Raw genomic sequence first — 17,471 nt, forward strand, 5'->3', positions numbered from 1 at the left:
TTCGTCGCCGGTCAATTGGTCACTTGGTGTGTAAAGATTGCAAGCGCGCTGCACAAAAGGCAGTCTCGGAATGCGACTTCGGTCGCGTCGCCGACTTTAACGGCGGCGGAAACTGTAGGCCTAGCAACGGCTTGTTCTAGGCGGGGAATCCCCCGATGCCAGCTAATTCCATTGAATCACTCCGCGCGGCCTGTCGATCAACTCGATACAGGCGAATCGCTGCAACGGCCAGCGAATTCGTCCGCGTTGTCTGGTTTTGCTCCCGCACGGTTGTTTTCTTCGGCGTGCCAACGGAAACGGTTTTTCAAATGCCCGCTCAAAAATTCTGCACTGATCGTCGCTCCTTTCTCGCTGCCGCTGTGGCCGCCGCCTCGGCCGGAATGGTTTCGGCACCATCCCTGTCCGCTGCGGATGTCGTACCGGTCGCAGACGGATTGATGCGGGTGCGAATCGAAATCGATGTCAAAGGAAACGTCAAGGTTTCTGACAATGCGTTGGCATCGCGTAAGGCACAGCAAACGTTTCCGGTGACTTCCAAAGCCGTGTTGGACTACGAGGAGCGCTCGCTTCGACCCGGTAACGCCGACATCAAATCGGAAACCGTGGCTGCCGAGCGCTACTACCACACCGCGTCTAGCACCGGTGTGCTGAACAAAAGCGAAATCGCGCAGTCGCTGCGCCCCGACATGCGACATGCCTTGGTGCGGCGTGAATCGTTGCCAGAAACCATTTATTCGCCGGATAACTTTTTTACGCACAGTGAATTGTCGTTGTTGCGATCTCCGGTTTCCAGCGTTTCGGTGAACCGATTGCTGCCGGGTGCCCCGGTGACCGCCGGCGACCGCTACGAAATCGCCTCGGACGTGCTCTGTTCGGTGTTGAACCTGTCCAGTGTCGACAGCGGAAAAGTGGACAGCCACGTGGTCGAGGTCACTGACGACGCGGTCCGTTTCAAGCTGGAAGGCGATTTGGAAGGCTCGGTCGACGGGGTCGGCACCCGGCTGCGATTGATCGGGAAAATGACCTTCGATCGACGAATAAATACCTGCACCTGGTTGGCGTTGGGCGTCCACGAAACCCGCGAGATCGGCAAAGCCGAGCCGGGATTTGACGTTTCGGCAACGATTCGGATGGTCCGGCAGCCGTTGGCCAGCCCCGTCGCGATGCCCGCCAAACCCCACGCGGTCGCATTCGGCAATCCGATTCCGCCGGAGCACTTGTATGTCGAACTGCAAAGCCGACAGCATCGCGTGGGGACAATGATGGATCGCCGATGGCGGATGATCCAGGAAACCCCCGCGGCCGCAGTGATGCGGATGATTGAGAACGACCAAAGCATCGCTCAGTGCAACTTGCGACCACTGGTCACACTGCCCGAGGGCAAACAGTGGACGCTGGAAGCGTTTGAAGCGGACGTGCGGCAAACGCTGGGCGACCAGCTGGGACAGCTAATCGAGGGGGATCAGGGCGTCAGTGCACAAGGATTACGTGTTTTGCGGATCGTTGCCGACGGAGAAACCCAAGGCATCCCGATTCGTTGGATTATGATGCACTTCTCCGATGACGCCGGCCGCCGCGTGCAAGCGACGTTTACGATGTCGGGGGACAAAGTCGAAACATTTGCCGGTAACGATGCCCAGTTTGGGGATTCGTTGCGATTTTTGGAAAGAGAAGATCTGCCCGCCGAACCGTCACCGCAGTCAGAGCCGCTGGCCGGTCAGGTCGAATCGAGTCTTCAAATCGCAAACCGTCCCAGCGACGAACCCGATAGCGTTGCCCTGCCGGGCGATCCACCTCGTGTCAGCGATTTAAACTAACGGTCAGCTAATCCACCTAGCAAACCACCGCCGCCGCGTTGCTCGGCTTATCGCTCGCACATCACCTATCCATTCCAAATTCACCGACCGAGCCCTGTTATGACCATTTCTCGTTTTCAAATGACCGTCGCAATTTGCGCCGGGATACTTTTGGGTTCGACGTTGGTTAACACGACGCCGAGTGTTGCACAGGAACCTGCTGCAGCCGCAGCGGAAACACTCGATCCGTCCAGCGAACAGCACACGCAATTTGCTCCCGGCGTGGTGACGGTGATCCCCAGTGATGCCAGTCCCGAAGAAACCTTTGATGGTCCGCTGACGCTAAAGACCTTTTTGGCTGCTCACCCCGAACTGGAATGGAAGGCGGACAAGTTCCCAGGCAATTCGCCACACTTCGATCCTCGCAGTCGGACGCTGGTCGAAATGGCAAAACAGGTCGTGCTGCGGCGTGAGGTTTACTGTTTGGAGTTTTCCTTCAAACCGTTGCGGCAGATGTACATTGATGTGCCCGTCAGTAGTGGACGGCTGCAACGAAAACTGGTTTGGTACATGGTCTATCGTGTTCGCTATCGCGGCAACGATCTGCGCCCGGTGGCCGACGAGGTTGGTGGTTCCAAGTTGTATCAACGGTTGGAAACGATCTCGTATGAATCCCGACGTTTCTTCCCGCTGGTCACGCTCAAAGACCGAGTCGGCGGTCAAGAGTATTTGGATCGCATTCTGCCCAGCGCCAAAGCAAAGATCGCGGCCCGTGAACAGATCACCGCACCACTCTACAACAGCGTCGAAATTGCTCGACAGCCCATTCCCTACTCGAGCGATGAGAACGCGCCTGGTGTTTGGGGCGTGTTGACTTGGATGGATGTGAATCCCAGCATCGACTATCTGTCGCTGTACGTTTCGGGTCTGACCAATGCCTTCCAACAAGATGGCGAAGGCGACGATGCTCCCTATCGACGCAAAGCACTTCAACTGAACTTCTTTCGTCCCGGTGACGCGATGGGGCAAACCGAAGACACGATTCGTTTTGGCGTGCCGTCGTTTGAGGACGAGGCCGAGCAAGCGTACATTCTGGAAAAGTACAACCAGAAAGAACCGCTGCACTATCGCTGGGTGTTCCGCACGGTCAACTGACCCACAAATGGCAGCTCGCTAGGACGAGGCCGGCAGGCCGGGCAAGGATCCCGTCGCAGCGGGCAGGTGAAGCGGCGCCGCAATGGACTGCTTCAAGACCTTGATACCGACACTCTCGTCGGGCTTGATCAGCAGACTTTCGAGTTCAAAAATGTCCAGCGGCGGGGCAAAGAAGTAGCCTTGCCCCAAATCGCAGCCCCACTGTTGAAGCAGTTTCAGTTGTTCGGGTGATTCAACGCCTTGGCAAACAATGGTGGCCAATAAATGGTGCGCCAATTTAACGATCGCCTGAGTGATGATCGCGTGTCCGTGATCCCGGGTGATCGATGCGGTGAAGGTGCGGTCGATTTTGACGGTTTCAATCGGGTAATCATGGAAACAAGTCAGCGACGAGTTTCCTTTGCCAAAGTCGTCGATGTGGATGCCGACGCCACTGTGGTGTAATTCCAGCATCGTCTTCAGCGTCCGCTCGTTGTGGCGGGCATCGCCATTTTCGGACATCTCTAGTTTCAAGGCTCCCTTGAATTTGGCCCGATCGATAATCGCCTGCAGGCGGTCGATGAAAAAGGGATCGGCCAATTGTCGCCTTGAAATATTGACCGCCAAATAAACTTGGGGGCGTTGGGCATCGTCGAGCGACGCCATCAGCGCGCTGAACTCACGCATCGACCGTTCCAGAACCCACTCGCCGAATTGGCTGATCAGTCCGATCTCTTCGGCGACAGGAACAAACTCACAGGGCGGGACGAATTCACCGTCGCCGCCACGCCATCGTGAGAGCACCTCGACGCCTTGGATTTGACCATTCTTTAGATTTACGATCGGTTGGTAGCGCAGTTCAAACTTTTCTTCTTTGAGTGCGACCCGCAACTGGGCTTCCAATTCGTGACGTGCAACGACCGCGTCGTGCATGGTTTGGTCGAACACGGCGATCTGTCCCTTGCCTGAATTCTTGGCTTGGTACATCGCGGTGTCTGCATTGCGAAGCGCCTCGTGGGCGTCGCTGATGGATTCGTCGACAAACGCAACGCCGACACTGGTTCCAACAGTGACCAACCGATCATCCAAATTGAAGGGTTCACAAATGCGCTGGACGATTCGTCGTGCAACCCGCAAGGCGTCATCGCGATGTTCCAAGCCCTCCAACAGCACCACAAATTCATCACCGCCCAGACGCACGGTTTCGTCGCCGTTGGATTCGGACACCGAGTCTTCGGCATCACTACAACGCGAGGCCAGATCGTGTTCGCGAACGCATTCCTGCAGACGGATCGCGACTTGATTCAGCAGGTCATCACCGGCATCATGCCCCAGCGAATCGTTGATGATTTTGAAATTGTCTAGGTCCAAGAACAGAATCGAATCATGGCTGCGACGTTTGGGACCTTGATTGGCAATCACCTGTTCCAGTTTTTCAAGTAAAAACGGGCGGTTGGGCAGCGCGGTCAAAGCGTCCCGATGGGCCATGTCACGCAGTTCCATTTCCGCCTTTCGCCGCCGCATGACCTCCGTTTTCAGGATGGTCAGCTTTTGGGCCTGCAGCACTGCCAGTCGTGATTTCTCGCTCAGCGCCAACGCGAGTTGCCTCGCTTCGTCGTGTTCGAATGGTTTACGCAGCAGCAGCAGTTGGTCGTTGTAGCCCAGGCTTTGAACAATCTGGTCCCAGGTGTGATCGCTATAGGCGGTGCAAATCACCACCTGCAATCGTGGGTCGATTCGCCACAGACGTTTGATCGTTTCCAGCCCATCCATGCCCTTGGGCATCCGCATGTCGACGAACGCGACCGAAAAAGGGATCGCCCCGTCGATCGACTTTTGCACCTCATGCACAGCTTCTTCGCCGCTGTAGGCATGGGTCAGCGAAAACACCGGACTGCTGGTGCTGTGTGACGGATAGGTCACCGTCGCGTCGCTCAAGAACCTCGCTTCGAAATCATCCAGATCATTTTCTTTGCGTTTGGTCGTGCGAAATATTCTGGTGAACGTTTCGTGGATTTGTGTCAAATCATCGACGATCAAAATCCGTCGTTCGGTTTCAAAATCGGTCATTTATCGGCCCCAATGTTGCTATCCATTCCTGCTGGTTCGGGCATGAGTTTGAGTGTGGGTTTGTTGACCGGCAGTTCAATCACGAATGTGGCGCCTTGATCCAGGCCGTCGCTTTCGCCATGGATGGTGCCGCCGATCCGTTTGACCGCGATGGCACAGAAATGCAGCCCCAATCCGCTACCGCTGTAGCGTGTTGTAAAGTGCGCATCAAAGACGCGTTTTAATGTTTCGTTCGTCATCCCGCAGCCGTTGTCGCGCAAGCGGATGTGCACCGTCGACACCGTCCGTATCAAATCAATTTCCAGCGTCGGCCGGCGATCGCTGACGTCACGCATCGCGATTCTCGCATTGCCGATGATGTTGATCAAAATCTGCAGCAGCAGGGATCGATCGGTCCAAACACAAACATTCAGATCGCTGTTGACGTTGACGCAGGCGTTGTCTTGTTCCAATCTCGCATGGCTGTATTTGACTGCTTCGTCAACAATAGCACGCAAATCAGACTTGACCCATTTGATCGGTTGCTGGGCGTGCCGCCGTTGGTCGCGAATGACCTGGTGGATGTGCTGCACGTTGTCATTCAGGGTTTCAAGCAACTCGGCTAAGTCGTCTTTGTCGTCTTCCAGAGTTTCGCTCAATCGACGCAGGTAACCCGGCATCGCATGATGCAGTGCCGAATTGGTGTCGTCCGAACGCAGACGATTTGCCAGTTTTTCGAGCGGTTCGATCCGCAGACCGTCGACCAAACGTGATGCCGTCTCGATCAAACTATTGACGTTGGTCAGCACGTTGCCGACATTGTGAATGACCGTGTCGGCGACCAAACTCATTCCGGCAGCGTGTGATGCGTCGGCCAGTCGACGTTGGGCGTCACCGAGTCGGGATCGCATGCGATCAAACGATTTGGCCAGCTGTCCGATTTCGTCGTGCCCGGCGACCCGCAGCACCGGTGCGATCGATTCGCCCGAGATGATTCCTGATTCTGCGATTCGCTCGGTGTGTTCGCGGATCGTTTCCAATCGACCAATCACAATGCGTTGCAGTAACAACAACAGCAACAGCAACGACGCGCAAGCCCCACAGAGCGACAGATACCGCGCAAACGCGGTGGTGCGATTGCTGCGCAGTGTGACTTCGCGGGGCAAATGAACGTTTAGTTGTGCCAGCGGTTGTCCAGACCAGCTGACCAGTGGCGAAGTGACGTTGAGAAAGGAATGGTTTTGTGGTTGGATCTCTATCCCCGGGGATTGAGACGACTTTGGTTGAAGCGGTGCGATGCTAAATCGAACGCTTGTTCGTTGCTCCAGATCGGTTCGGACCGCGTCACCAAAATGCTGGCCCACCACGTAATACGGGGCACCACCGAGGGCGTGTGCCGTTTTCGGTGCGTCGTGATTTCCCGGCTGCGTGTGGCCGGCCAGTGCGATTGCGGCAAAGAAATACAACTCGCCGTCGCTGCCACGTGTCATGCCTTGGATCGAGGCCCGATCTCCGACGGTTCGACCGCCGGGAGCCCAAACACCTGGGGCCCGAATCCCGGGAGTTCCAACGCCGGGGGTTAGGCAGGCGATTTCGTCGCGCACTCTCAGGAATTCAGGGATCGTCGGTTTATCGGCTGAGGTTGAATTCGTTGGTGGCGCCGGCCCGCCGGGAACCGTTAGCCAGACCCAGTTCCCCTCTTGATCGACAATCGCATCCCACTCGATGCGGTCGTTCATGTTTTGGGCGTCCGTTGAGAAATGTGCCCAGGCACTGTGCTCGAATGATTTGCCACTGGATTGTTTGACACGCGCCTCGAGTTGCCGCGCCTTGTAGGTGGCTGTTTCCGACAGGAAGTCGATATCGGTGTTGATGGCCGATAGCACACGGTTGGTGTCCTTGAGCGCTGCGACCCGTTCAAGGTTGGCAAATTCCGGAGCGATCACACGTTGACGGACGATTTCATCGATGCCGACAACGACGCCCAACATCAGCGCGAGCGCCAGCACCAACTTGCTGCGCAACGATTGAGAGTGGTGGCTCTCCTTATTAGCCGTGGCGATCTCTGGCGGCCGTTCAAGATTGAATTCGGAAGGGGGTTGCCAGGCGGAATCGTCTTCGCTGTCGCCGTCACTGTTGTTGGCCTGGTGCGATTTCAACAGTTCCGCCCAGTCATCGGTGCGATCTTCCCGGGCGTGGCCCGCGCGACCGCGCGATGCGTTGTTCTGGCCCTTTTTCGCAGCGACACGAGATTCGTCGTCTCGATGGGGTGATTGCCAAAACATGCCGATGATTCCTAGGGACCGTTTCGTCGGTCAAACCTAGGTTTCAGATGCATTGCCAAACTCGGCGCGTGACGGTGGACGACATTTGCGGACATTTGCCAGCCGTCATCGTGCCGATTGCAACGATTTTACGGTTGGCGACTTGCGGCCAACCGATCAATCGCCACCGGCGTTGGAGTGATCGACGGCCAGCAGTTCAAAATAGTGTCGCGCGGTCAAATGAAAATCCAGCCCCTGCCACTCGGCAGCCCGCTCGCGTGGGATCAAGCCGGTAAAAATCGTGGGTGGTTGGTAGAGTGCTTCGAGTGCCGCTTCGACCATCGCCGACGGTGCATTTCGACGCGTCGCCAGAAACGCCGTTGTCCCAACCGTGGAAAGCCCTTCGGCGGGGATCGTGTCGGACCGGTAATGATCACGAGTGATCGTCATCGGTCGCAGTGTCGGATGCTGCATCGAGATCAAAATGTTTTGCGGGATTGAAACCAGCCGCCAGTTTCGATTCAACAGATCGGCGATCAGTGAACTACCGCGGCCGACGCAAATCAACGCCACATCAGGTGCTTGGTCGGTATCCAATTGCGGCCAGGCGATGACATCCCGTGGTGTGGACTGGGCGGGCAGATCCAGTGAATCGAGAATCATTTCGGCGGTGCGTCGTGAACCGCTACCCGATGGTCCGACTGCAATCCGTTGGCCGGATAACCAACCGACGCTTGGCGACACCGCCGCCGAATCCAACAAGGCTTGATTGCGCACCAACAGATGTGCCGCCTCGTAAAACAACGGTGCGATGACACACAGATGGTCGCCACTGATTGCCGAGGCTTGCATCGGCGCCATCTGGACTTCGCCGCTGAGCAACCGTTGTCGATTGTCGATCGAACCATCGGTCGCCACAACTTCTGTAGGCACTTCGGCGTTCTTGCCGATCCGCTCAGCCAGGACGTCCGCGACTTCGTTGTAAACACCTTGTTCGAGTCCGCCGGCGATCACAATTTGTTCTGGCATCAATTGTAGATGGTGACTCCAAAACATCGCGCCGCCGACGACAAAAAACGGCATCATCGCCAACAGCAACAACATCGCTGCTTGGAAACGCCGGTGACCGGGTGAGGCGCGGACGACTTTGCGTCCGATCAATGCGCCCACCAGCGGCACGCCGGACACCCAGTGCCAAGTCTTTAAAACCCGTCCGCGGGGTCGTGCCAAAATCGGACGGCCCTCTAAATAAGCATCTAAATCATCCGCCATTGCGGACGCCGAGTGGTAACGTTTCTTGGGCTGTTTTTCCAGACACTTGGCCACGATCGTTTCCAGATCGGCCGGTACGTTGCTGCGAAATGACCGCATCATCGGTGGCGGTTCATGCACCACCTGCAACAGCGTTTCGACCACCGAATCGCCAACCAGTGGCGGCCGGCCGGTGATGCAGGCAAACAAGATCGCGCCTAGCGAATAAACGTCACTCTGTCGCGTCGCCCGATCACTGTGGCCGCCGGCCTGTTCCGGGGCCATGTAGTTCGGTGTGCCCACCGCAGCACCACTGCCGGTCACACTGCTATCGGTCGACAGGTTTTTGGCGAGCCCAAAGTCTGTGATGTGGACGCGGTCTTTGTCGTCGATCAGGATGTTGGCGGGTTTCATGTCACGGTGTAGGACATGGTTCTGATGGGCGTGTTCGAGCGCCCGCGCGACGTCATGCACATAGCGCACCGCATCGTCGATCGGCATCTCGTTTTCATTGATCTTCCGCTGCAGATCGGTGCCGTCGATCAGTGCCATCGAAAAAAAGTGATGTCCGGCTCGATGTCCGAATTGATACACCGGCACGATCCCTGGATGATGCAAACCCGCCGCCGCCTGGGCTTCGGTGTAGAACCGTCGCACGTCATTTTCACAGGCCAACAATCCGCCGCGAATCATCTTGACCGCCACAGTCCGGTTAAGCATCCGTTGGTTGGCGCGATACACGACGCCCATGCCGCCGCGGCCGATCACTTCGAGCAACTCGTAGTCGCCCAGGTCATAGGGCAGTGTCGGGCCGGGATCGCCTTTGGGGCGAGTGGCTTCGGGCAGCGTGGCCGCCGGGTCGTCGCCGGAGTCATCGGGATCGACGATCATGCCGCCGATCGTGTCGGCACCGGCCGCGGCGGCCGACCGTTGGGACGTGCCGAGTGTGAATGAATCTCCGTTCGCAGCGCCGGTGAAGCGATCGATCGCGTCGGCGGCATCCATCAAGCTGCGCAGTTCGTCGGCCATCTCTGGAAATTGTGCCAGGAACTCTTCGCGCGAGCCGACCGAGCCTTCGTCGCAGGAACGCAAGTACGCTGCAAAGGCTTCGTCGATCGGATCGTCGGCTTCGGACGGCACGGGGTCAGAGGGCACGGGCATGTTGGCACTGGATCAGGAACTGGGTTCTTGGCAACGTCCGTGTTGGACCACATCAACCAAGGGCAGCATTTGCCGCGACTGGGGGCGCGATCTAAATATAGGGATTGTTTTTAGGGTCAATGATTGTCCGCAATTTCTGTAGCCCACGTTTAAGCAGGCCGGCGACCGCTGTGTCCGATTTTCCCATCCGTTCGACGATGCTAGCCAACGGCAAACCTTCCATGTAACGCAGGCGGATGGCTTCGGCTTGCGTCTCGGGCAGCTGATGCAGGGCTTCCAGCAGCGCCACCGCGGCTTCGGCTTTGATCACCACGCCCGACGGACTGGTGGTGCTGCCGGGTAATTGGCTGATCCACGGGGCGCCGGCCGAGTCACCGCCGCGGCCGTCGGCATTGACCTCGCGGCGGACCGAACGCTTTTGTGTCATCACGTGCCGTGTCACCGCCGTGGCCACGTTGTTCTTGAGCATTCCCCGCAGCCAGGCCGCAAACTCACCCGGCGAATTGCCGCGAAAGGTTTCCAGATCGCGTTTCACTTCTAAAAACGTGACCTGCACAATGTCGACCGGATCAACACGACGGCGCAGCTGTTCGGACAAGTTGCGATGTGCCAGCATTAACAAATAGCCACGGTACTGCTCCAACAGTTGCCCGAGCGCTACATTGTCGCCCTGCTTCGATGCGATCACCAAGTGGGTCGTCGACATATCTCCATCAGTTGCGGTCATCAATCAAATTCTAGACAATCAGGGTCGCGGTTGATCGATCACAGTTTATCTGAAATCGCCCACTTCAAGCAAAATCGTTTCGCATCGCCAGCGTTTTTTTGTTTCTTCTCAGTCGCTTCCCCAAACCACGTCGTTTCGACAGGCTTTCCGATGTCCACGCATCACACCCGCAATCCACTGCGCTGTTTCCTGCCCACGTTCCTGATGCTCCTGGCGGCTTCGATTGCCGGTTGCGGTGTCAAGACCGTCGACCAGTCGCATCCAGTTGCCGCCCCCGACGAACCAGCGGTCGCGTCTCCGGCCGGCGAATCCACAACTGCCACGCCACAGCTACCGCCGGCAGCCAACGTGACTGATCCGGCGGCGACACCGTCGATCGAGTTGCCGCCGATGGAATCGAAATCCGGCGATAACGAGGATGGTTCCGCGACGCCGCAATCGGATCAGGGCGGATTCGAGTTGCCCGACATGAAACCGGCGGATGCAGATCAATCGTCGGCCGAGCAAACCGCGGCACGCGAGATCCAATTGGCCAGCTGGGAAGACATCCAGCAGCAAGCCCAAGCGACTGGCAAGATCACCGTGGTCGATGTGTGGTCGACTTCCTGTGCGCCCTGCTTGAAAGAATTTCCCGGACTGGTTCGGTTGAGCAAATCGATGCCCCAGGACGTCGCCTGTATCAGCGTCAACGTGGATTATGACGGTCGCAAAACGCGCCCGCCCGAATCAAACCGGGAATCAGTCGTCCAGTTTCTGACGGCGATGAAAGCGGATCTGGACAACTACCTGTGCACGACACCCAGCGACGATGTGTTCTCGGCCATCGACATCCCCTCGATCCCCGCCGTGTTCGTCTATGACGCCGACGGCAAATTGGTCAAACGATTCATCGACGCCGGCGACACGATCGGTTTCACCTACGACGAGCATGTCGTGCCGTTCGTGAAGAACCTTGCCGGTGCGTGATGCCAAACGCTCACACAGCAGGGTGAACCCCGCTAAGCAAATCGCAGGATTGATTCTCTGGAGCGAACGCCTGCGGGCTTTTAGAAAATGGTTAGTAGGCGAAAAACGAACCGTTCATTTTTGTTGTTGAACCTGATCGCTCTGGCGACTTGTGCTGGTATGGCGTTGGAGTGTCTATTTGAACCTACGTGAAAAGACGGGATGAAAAAGGGCAAACGGCAGAGCAGCATCCTGGTCCAGCGGGCGAAAGGCCTGTTGTCCATCGTGATTGGGGCATGCCAAAGTTGGATCGGCGGAGCGATCCACTACTTTACTTGATCGCAACGATGTAGCAGATCCAGCTGGGGTCGCTGACGGCGGATCCAGAGCGATGCCAGGTGCCGTCAAGCTCGGGGTTGTCCTCGTCTTCGATCTCCCAGTAGACGTGGCTTTCTCTAAAACCGGCTTCGGCTAGCATCTCGCGAACTTCGGGGATCGTCCAGAATCGCCACTGGTATTCAAAGGCCCGCTTCAGTTTGCTGCCGTCGGGAAATTTGAACGAGATCGAAAATTCCGCGTCGGCGGTGATCGGGTTGAATGACTCTTGCGTCCAGTGGTACGCAAACCCCTTTTTCCCTTTCTTGATCGTGCGTTTATCGGTCAGTTCTTCGGTGTAGCAATCGCCACCACCCATCATGTCCATCACCAGGATGCCCTGGGCGTTCAGGTTGGACCGCGCGATTTGGAAGTAGTCGACGACTTCTTGGCGGGTTTTGAACAGCCAGAAAGAAAAGTTCTGGGCCGCCAGCACATCGGCCGGCGGTGTCTGGTTTTCGCGGACGTCCTGTTCCAGCACCGTCACACGCGATTGCTGTTTCGGTTTGAGCTTGGACAGGTTGTGCTCGCGTCCCCATCGCAGGGTTTCGCTACACAGGTCAACGCCATGAGCGGTCCGTCGTGGGCTGGTGGCAACCCATTCGCAGCAGACGGCAAAGGTACCGCAGAAGTCTTCGCGCAAAACGTAGGGTTTGCGTTTGTAGGCCTCGCGATAGGCTTGCTCGAAAAATTCGACCTCGTGATCGGGGGTTTGCACCGATTGTTGATACAGATCGAATTTGTCCGCCGTCTGGGCCATGGTTTTGCCAGACGATTTGGATTTTCGCTTTGCCATAACGCGTCTTGATTACCGGCGTGCGAGTCGACGTGCAATCGCTTCGGTCGGTAGCGGCATGATCTCGGCCGGCCCGCCGGGATTGAACAGCGCGTCATCGCGAGTCTGTTCGTCTTCGGGCTGCCCATAGGTCACCAGGTAGGCGCCGATGATGTCGCCGCCCTTTTCGTAAACCGGTGGCCAGAATTCTTCGCCGCGGATGGCCAGCGTCTTGGCCAGCAACCGGGTTGCACGGCCGGAGAACCCGCTGAGAACCATGTCCAGTCGGCCCAGCGCTTCGCGGTAGATGTAAAACACCATCGCGGTGTCTTTGTCTTTTCCACCGGCAAACTCCCAGGTCCCGTCGTCTTTTTCGTAATAGAAACCGGGTTCGACGGCGTCTTCGTTTTTACTCAATCGCACACCGGCCGAGGCGCTGCCCGGTTTAGGGTCGGTGTCACGGTAGCGCAGAAAGAACGGGCAGGAGCGGGCCGAAACGTCATCCACGTCGTCTTCGGTGACAAACGGTGTGCAACCAAACACGTCAGAGAACAGTAGTTCGACGACGGGATTGCTTTTGATGCTGCCGATACAGATCATGCCGCGATCGCCGGTGGCTTCGACAAATCCGTCGAAGACATCGTCGGCGCGTGCCCGCACGTCTTCCTGCTCGACTTGGCCGGGGCTCCAGACCAATGTCTGTTGAAAACGATCCGGCATGGGGACTTCGCGGCCCGGTTCGTCTCCGTCTTGGTCTTTGTGTTTAGCGACGCCGCCGAGCGTTGAAACGCCGCTCAGCACTTCACCGACCAGGACCGAGTCACTGGCAACCACTGCGGCGCCTTCGGGTGTTGCGTTAGAGTCGGTCGCACGGACGCCGATCACGATTTCGATCTCGCTGCGGCGGGCGATCAGTTCCCAGAAATTCTCGGGATTGACCGCGAACAATGCGCCCGGCAATTGGTCTGCCGTCGCATGGCCTTGATCGATCAAGTAGTCACACAGACGCGATAGGGCGTCCAGCGGAATGTACTTGGCTTCGTTCTTCAATAACGACGCGACCTGGTGACGATCGAGCCCGGTGTGTTCAACGATTGATTTAATCGTTCCCGGCCGTTTGCGACGATCAGGAGTGTGACCCAACAGTTCGGCCAATCGAAATGCGTATCTCATGCGCTATTCTGTATCAAAAGAAACCAGTGAATAGGACGAATCGTGCTCGCGTGTGGAACCCGAATCGCATCTTGTGACTGACGGAACCAGCCCTTGTCGTGATGCTCTGCGCCGTCAGCCGCAGAGCGATTAGTTTCTACCATCCCCTAACGTCCGCCTACCCCACATCAATCGAGACCAGGCGTACGCCAGGAGGCCGATTGCCAGCGTCCCCGCACAAACCGCCGCTTGGGCCGGAGCACGGATAGCAGTCAACAGCGCGATACCCAGTGTCCCGACAACATAGATCAGCGGGATCACAGGATAGCCCCATGCACGCACGGGATGTTTCGGGTGATTGCGGAATAAGAAAACCAAGCTGCCACACAGGGCTGCACAAACCGACAGGGTCAAACCAAGATAGTCTAATTGTTCGCGAAGCGTGGAGATCTTGATCACCACGACCGCCAGGATTGCCTGGGTCCAAATCGCAGTCAACGATTTGCCGGTAGGGCGGTCTATGTCACCCTGGTCGCCGGTCGGCTGCGACACTCTGCCAGCTAAAAAAGCGGGCAATAGTCCGTCCGCAGCCATTTTCTGCAGCACCCGAGGTCCGGTCTGCATCAGCGCCAGTACCGAAGTCCCCAGCCCGATCACAATCGCCAGTCGGACCAAATCGCCGGTCAGGTGGCCCCACCCCAGGCCGCGTGATTCCAGTTGGCGGCCGATCGCGTCGGCGGCGATCCCGGCCACGTTGGGCTGGCCGGCGATTTCGCCCGCGGTCGGTGCCAACACAAACACCGTGTTGAGCAACAAATACAGCGCGGTCACGGCGATCGTCGCCCAGAGCATCGCCCGCGGCACGTTGCGGCGCGGGTCGGCAATCTCGCTGGTCAGGTAGACCGCCGCATTGAACCCGCTGTAGCTGAGCGAGATCCAGGTCAGTGCGTTGGCAAAGACCAAGGCAAACTCCCAGCCAAGCATTTTCTCGCTCGCGACTACCGTTTGATCACCTGCGATCCGTTCGGCCGGTCCCAGCGTGGTTCCTGCGGTAGATCCAGCCAAAGTTCCCTGCCACGTCGATAGTGTGCCGTAGGCAATGGCGATGAAGAATCCGATCAAGATTAGTTTGACGACCACAACCGTGTTTTGAAATTGTGTCCCTCGTCGCAGGCCCAGGCTGTGAACGATGGCGGCGATCAAGACGATCCCGATCGCGATCGAGTGGCCGGGCAAGAAGGCCCAGGAATCGCCGTCCGGTCCCCGTGCATAGGACTCCATTGCGGTGGCGGCAAACGCCATTGCGCCGGTGAATCCGGCCAGTAGTGAAACCCAGCCGCCGACCATCCCCGCCGCCGGATGCAGGGCGCGCGCCAGAAACAGATACTCCCCACCGGATTCCGTGAATTGTCTCGCCAGCGCCCCGTAACAAACCGCGCCGCAGATCGCGATCACACCGCCGATCGCCCAGGCTAGGATCACGTAACCGGGCGATCCTAGGTCGGCCAGGGTGAATCCGCTGGTCGTGTAGACGCCCGCGCCGATCATGCTGGCTGCGACCACCGCTGCCGCCGAGGGCAAGTTCATCGTCGCGGTGGTTTGCGGTTTTTGACCGGGATCCAGCGGCGGGCCGGCGGTGGGGCGAAACGGATTGATTGTCATTCTCCTGGATGCCTGGGGGATCTGAGTCAGAACATGGCTGGCAGCACGGCCCATCTTAGGACGTCGGGGCGATCAGTGTGGCCGCCCGCCCCGCCAGGGGGCATTGGGTCTGAATCCTGGCGGATCCCGCCACGAAAAGCACGGTTCGGCTTGTTCTCGCTTGTCGATTGCCAATACTTAAGCACCGATCCGATTTCGTCAGCCCTTCTTCTGTCCACGTTTTGAGAGCTTTCATGGCATTGACCATCATGCGCCGCATCAAATTTTGCGCCGGCCACCGCTTGTACGGTCACGGCGGCAAATGCGAGCACTTTCACGGTCACAATTACGTCGCTGACTTTTTTGTCCAAGGTGAAAAGCAGGACGAGGTCGGGCGGATCATCGATTTTTCTGACCTGAAACGCGCTGTCAAAGGCTGGATCGACGAGCACTGGGACCACAGTTTCCTGATTCATCAGGATGACCAGAATGCCCGCGAGGCCCTGGAGATGGTGAAACCCTGTCGGTTGTTTGTGATGCCGTACAACCCGACAGCCGAAAACATGGCCAAGTACTTGCTGGAGGTGATGTGCCCGGAAGTGCTCGAGGGCACCGGCGCCAAAGCCTGTCAGGTGCGGATCTGGGAAACCGACGAAGCGTTTGCCGAAGCCTCGCTAGACGATTAGGGCTGTGTCGACACCGAGATCGCAATCAGAGCGATCACGATGGTGGCAAAAATGCCCACGATGATCGCAAGTCGTTTGCCGCTGATCTCCCGGGTCTGAGGCTCCAGGCGGTTGCGGATGCGATCGACCAATTCTTGCCGACCGGCATAGAACATGTGCTCATTGGGGTCGGCGTTTTCTGCTTTGGGAGAGGCTAGACGAGCCGTTTCCAGCATCACCGCTTGGACTTGGCGAGCGTTAAAGGGGCGATCATCGGCGGATTTTGCCAGCAGTTGGTTGATGATCTGTTCGACCGGTTCCGGGCAGTCGCAGAAATCGCGGACCGACGGAGGTCGCTGTTTCAGGTGCTGGTCGAACAGTTGTGCGTAGTTTTCGCCAAGAAACACCTTTCGCGCGGTCAGCATCTCAAACATGCAGCATCCCAGCGCGTACAAGTCGGCTTTGCCGGACACCGATTGATCGCCCGTGATCTGTTCGGGCGCCATGTAGGCGTGGGTGCCAACGGTGATCCCGCTGCCGGCCAAGTCGCCGGCGTACAAATCGCGTGCGATACCAAAATCGCCCAGTTTGACGACACCGGCTGGTGTCAGGAACAGATTGCTGGGCTTGAGATCGCGGTGCACAATGCCATGATTGTGCGCGAATTGCAGGGCACTGCAGACCTGGCGCGTGATTTCGACCACGGCGGTCCAGTGCAACGGCCCGGAGTAGTTCAGTAAGTCGTCGACGGTGCCACCACTGACGACTTCCATCACGTAGAACAGCGATTGGTCGTCGTCGGCGCGGCCGCCACCCAGGTACGACACGATGTTCGGGTGCCGCAGTCGCTCCAGGATCGTCATTTCGCGTTTGAAACGCGCACGAATCAACGTGTTCTGACAGACCCGAGGGTGAAGCTTTTTCAGGGCAACGGTGCGACCGTTCTCTTTTTCGGTCGCTAGATAAATCGTGCCGACTGTGCCGACGCCCAGGATTTCCCCCAGCTCGTAGTCGGAGAGCTGGCTGGTGGGCATTAGACGCCCGCGATGTCCGTGATTTTGACGCGTGTGAACAGCTGGCGGTGGCCGATTCGGCTCTTGCTGTTCTTACGTCGGCGAAACTTTTGGACGTAGATTTTTTGGCCCTGTTTGGGGCCCATCACCGATGCGGTCACGGTGGCTCCGTCTACGGTCGGCGTGCCCAGTTTGAGCCCCGAATCGCCTTGAACGGCCAGCACCTTTTCAAAGGTCAGGCTTTCTCCGGCGGGAGTTTCGCGAAAGTCGAGGTCAACTTCCATTCCGGGTTCAACACGGTACTGGCGACCACCGTCAACGATAATGGCGTACATAGCTTCGTCAAAGTTCATTTGGATTGTCTGAAATCGAGCCCCAGAGTCTATCGGCCGGTTCGCCAGGCGTACAGGGCTAAAATCTCCCTGGAATCCATAACCGTTTGCCAGGGTCCGCACCGTTGCTGCGTGACCCGAATCAGAACACTTGCTGGGCCCCCAATGGCTAGGATTCTCCCCCCAGTAGT

At 57.7% G+C, this 17,471-nt stretch carries 13 protein-coding genes; 4 read left to right on the forward strand and 9 right to left on the reverse strand.

Features of this window, described 5'->3' with window-relative positions:
- The first annotated feature begins 308 nt into the window (after positions 1-308).
- Both NHH03_RS02050 and NHH03_RS02055 read left to right on the forward strand, forming a co-directional pair.
- Positions 309-1,817 carry a hypothetical protein gene (locus tag NHH03_RS02050; RefSeq protein WP_253154071.1) on the forward strand — a complete coding sequence of 503 codons (1,509 nt, stop codon included), beginning with the start codon at positions 309-311 and terminating at the stop codon, positions 1,815-1,817.
- Between the two features lie 99 nt (positions 1,818-1,916).
- A complete protein-coding gene (locus NHH03_RS02055) occupies positions 1,917-2,951 on the forward strand; it encodes a hypothetical protein (RefSeq protein WP_253154072.1) in 1,035 nt (344 codons plus the stop codon).
- Between the two features lie 18 nt (positions 2,952-2,969).
- On the opposite strand, the gene NHH03_RS02060 is transcribed toward NHH03_RS02055, so the two are convergent.
- The 4 genes from NHH03_RS02060 to NHH03_RS02075 all read right to left on the reverse strand — a co-directional run bounded on the left by NHH03_RS02060 (position 2,970) and on the right by NHH03_RS02075 (position 10,382).
- Entirely contained in the window at positions 2,970-5,000 is a 2,031-nt protein-coding gene (locus NHH03_RS02060; protein WP_253154073.1) for an EAL domain-containing protein, read from the reverse strand.
- Positions 4,997-7,264: a sensor histidine kinase gene (locus NHH03_RS02065; RefSeq protein WP_253154074.1), complete on the reverse strand. Its 2,268-nt coding sequence runs from the start codon at positions 7,262-7,264 to the stop codon at positions 4,997-4,999. Before NHH03_RS02065 ends, NHH03_RS02060 begins: the two co-directional genes overlap by 4 nt.
- 156 nt (positions 7,265-7,420) lie before the next feature.
- Positions 7,421-9,655, reverse strand: a complete 2,235-nt coding sequence (locus NHH03_RS02070; RefSeq protein WP_253154075.1) for a serine/threonine-protein kinase — start codon at positions 9,653-9,655, stop codon at positions 7,421-7,423.
- Between the two features lie 91 nt (positions 9,656-9,746).
- Positions 9,747-10,382: a sigma-70 family RNA polymerase sigma factor gene (locus NHH03_RS02075; protein WP_253154076.1), complete on the reverse strand. Its 636-nt coding sequence runs from the start codon at positions 10,380-10,382 to the stop codon at positions 9,747-9,749.
- Positions 10,383-10,532: 150 nt separating this feature from the next.
- Between NHH03_RS02075 and NHH03_RS02080 the strand changes: the two genes are divergently transcribed.
- Positions 10,533-11,348 (forward strand): TlpA family protein disulfide reductase, encoded by an 816-nt coding sequence (locus NHH03_RS02080; protein ID WP_253154077.1) that lies wholly within the window; start codon positions 10,533-10,535, stop codon positions 11,346-11,348.
- Positions 11,349-11,658: 310 nt separating this feature from the next.
- On the opposite strand, the gene NHH03_RS02085 is transcribed toward NHH03_RS02080, so the two are convergent.
- From NHH03_RS02085 to NHH03_RS02095, 3 genes are all read right to left on the reverse strand, one after another.
- Positions 11,659-12,498 (reverse strand): hypothetical protein, encoded by an 840-nt coding sequence (locus NHH03_RS02085; protein WP_253154078.1) that lies wholly within the window; start codon positions 12,496-12,498, stop codon positions 11,659-11,661.
- Between the two features lie 12 nt (positions 12,499-12,510).
- Entirely contained in the window at positions 12,511-13,650 is a 1,140-nt protein-coding gene (locus NHH03_RS02090) for a helix-turn-helix domain-containing protein (RefSeq protein WP_253154079.1), read from the reverse strand.
- A 129-nt stretch (positions 13,651-13,779) separates the two neighbouring features.
- Complete coding sequence (locus tag NHH03_RS02095; RefSeq protein ID WP_253154080.1) at positions 13,780-15,291, reverse strand: APC family permease; 1,512 nt, start codon at positions 15,289-15,291, stop codon at positions 13,780-13,782.
- A 233-nt stretch (positions 15,292-15,524) separates the two neighbouring features.
- Between NHH03_RS02095 and NHH03_RS02100 the strand changes: the two genes are divergently transcribed.
- A complete protein-coding gene (locus tag NHH03_RS02100; protein ID WP_253154081.1) occupies positions 15,525-15,956 on the forward strand; it encodes a 6-pyruvoyl trahydropterin synthase family protein in 432 nt (143 codons plus the stop codon).
- Here the strand turns inward: NHH03_RS02100 and NHH03_RS02105 are convergent.
- Both NHH03_RS02105 and rplU read right to left on the reverse strand, forming a co-directional pair.
- Entirely contained in the window at positions 15,953-16,969 is a 1,017-nt protein-coding gene (locus NHH03_RS02105; RefSeq protein WP_253154082.1) for a serine/threonine protein kinase, read from the reverse strand. The two genes, NHH03_RS02100 and NHH03_RS02105, sit on opposite strands and share 4 nt — an antisense overlap.
- Complete coding sequence (gene rplU / locus NHH03_RS02110; protein WP_253154100.1) at positions 16,969-17,283, reverse strand: 50S ribosomal protein L21; 315 nt, start codon at positions 17,281-17,283, stop codon at positions 16,969-16,971. The genes NHH03_RS02105 and rplU overlap by 1 nt, the downstream gene beginning before the upstream one ends.
- Positions 17,284-17,471: the final 188 nt, after the last annotated feature.

It is taken from the genome of Stieleria tagensis (assembly GCF_024129865.1).
Lineage (GTDB): Bacteria > Planctomycetota > Planctomycetia > Pirellulales > Pirellulaceae > Stieleria > Stieleria tagensis.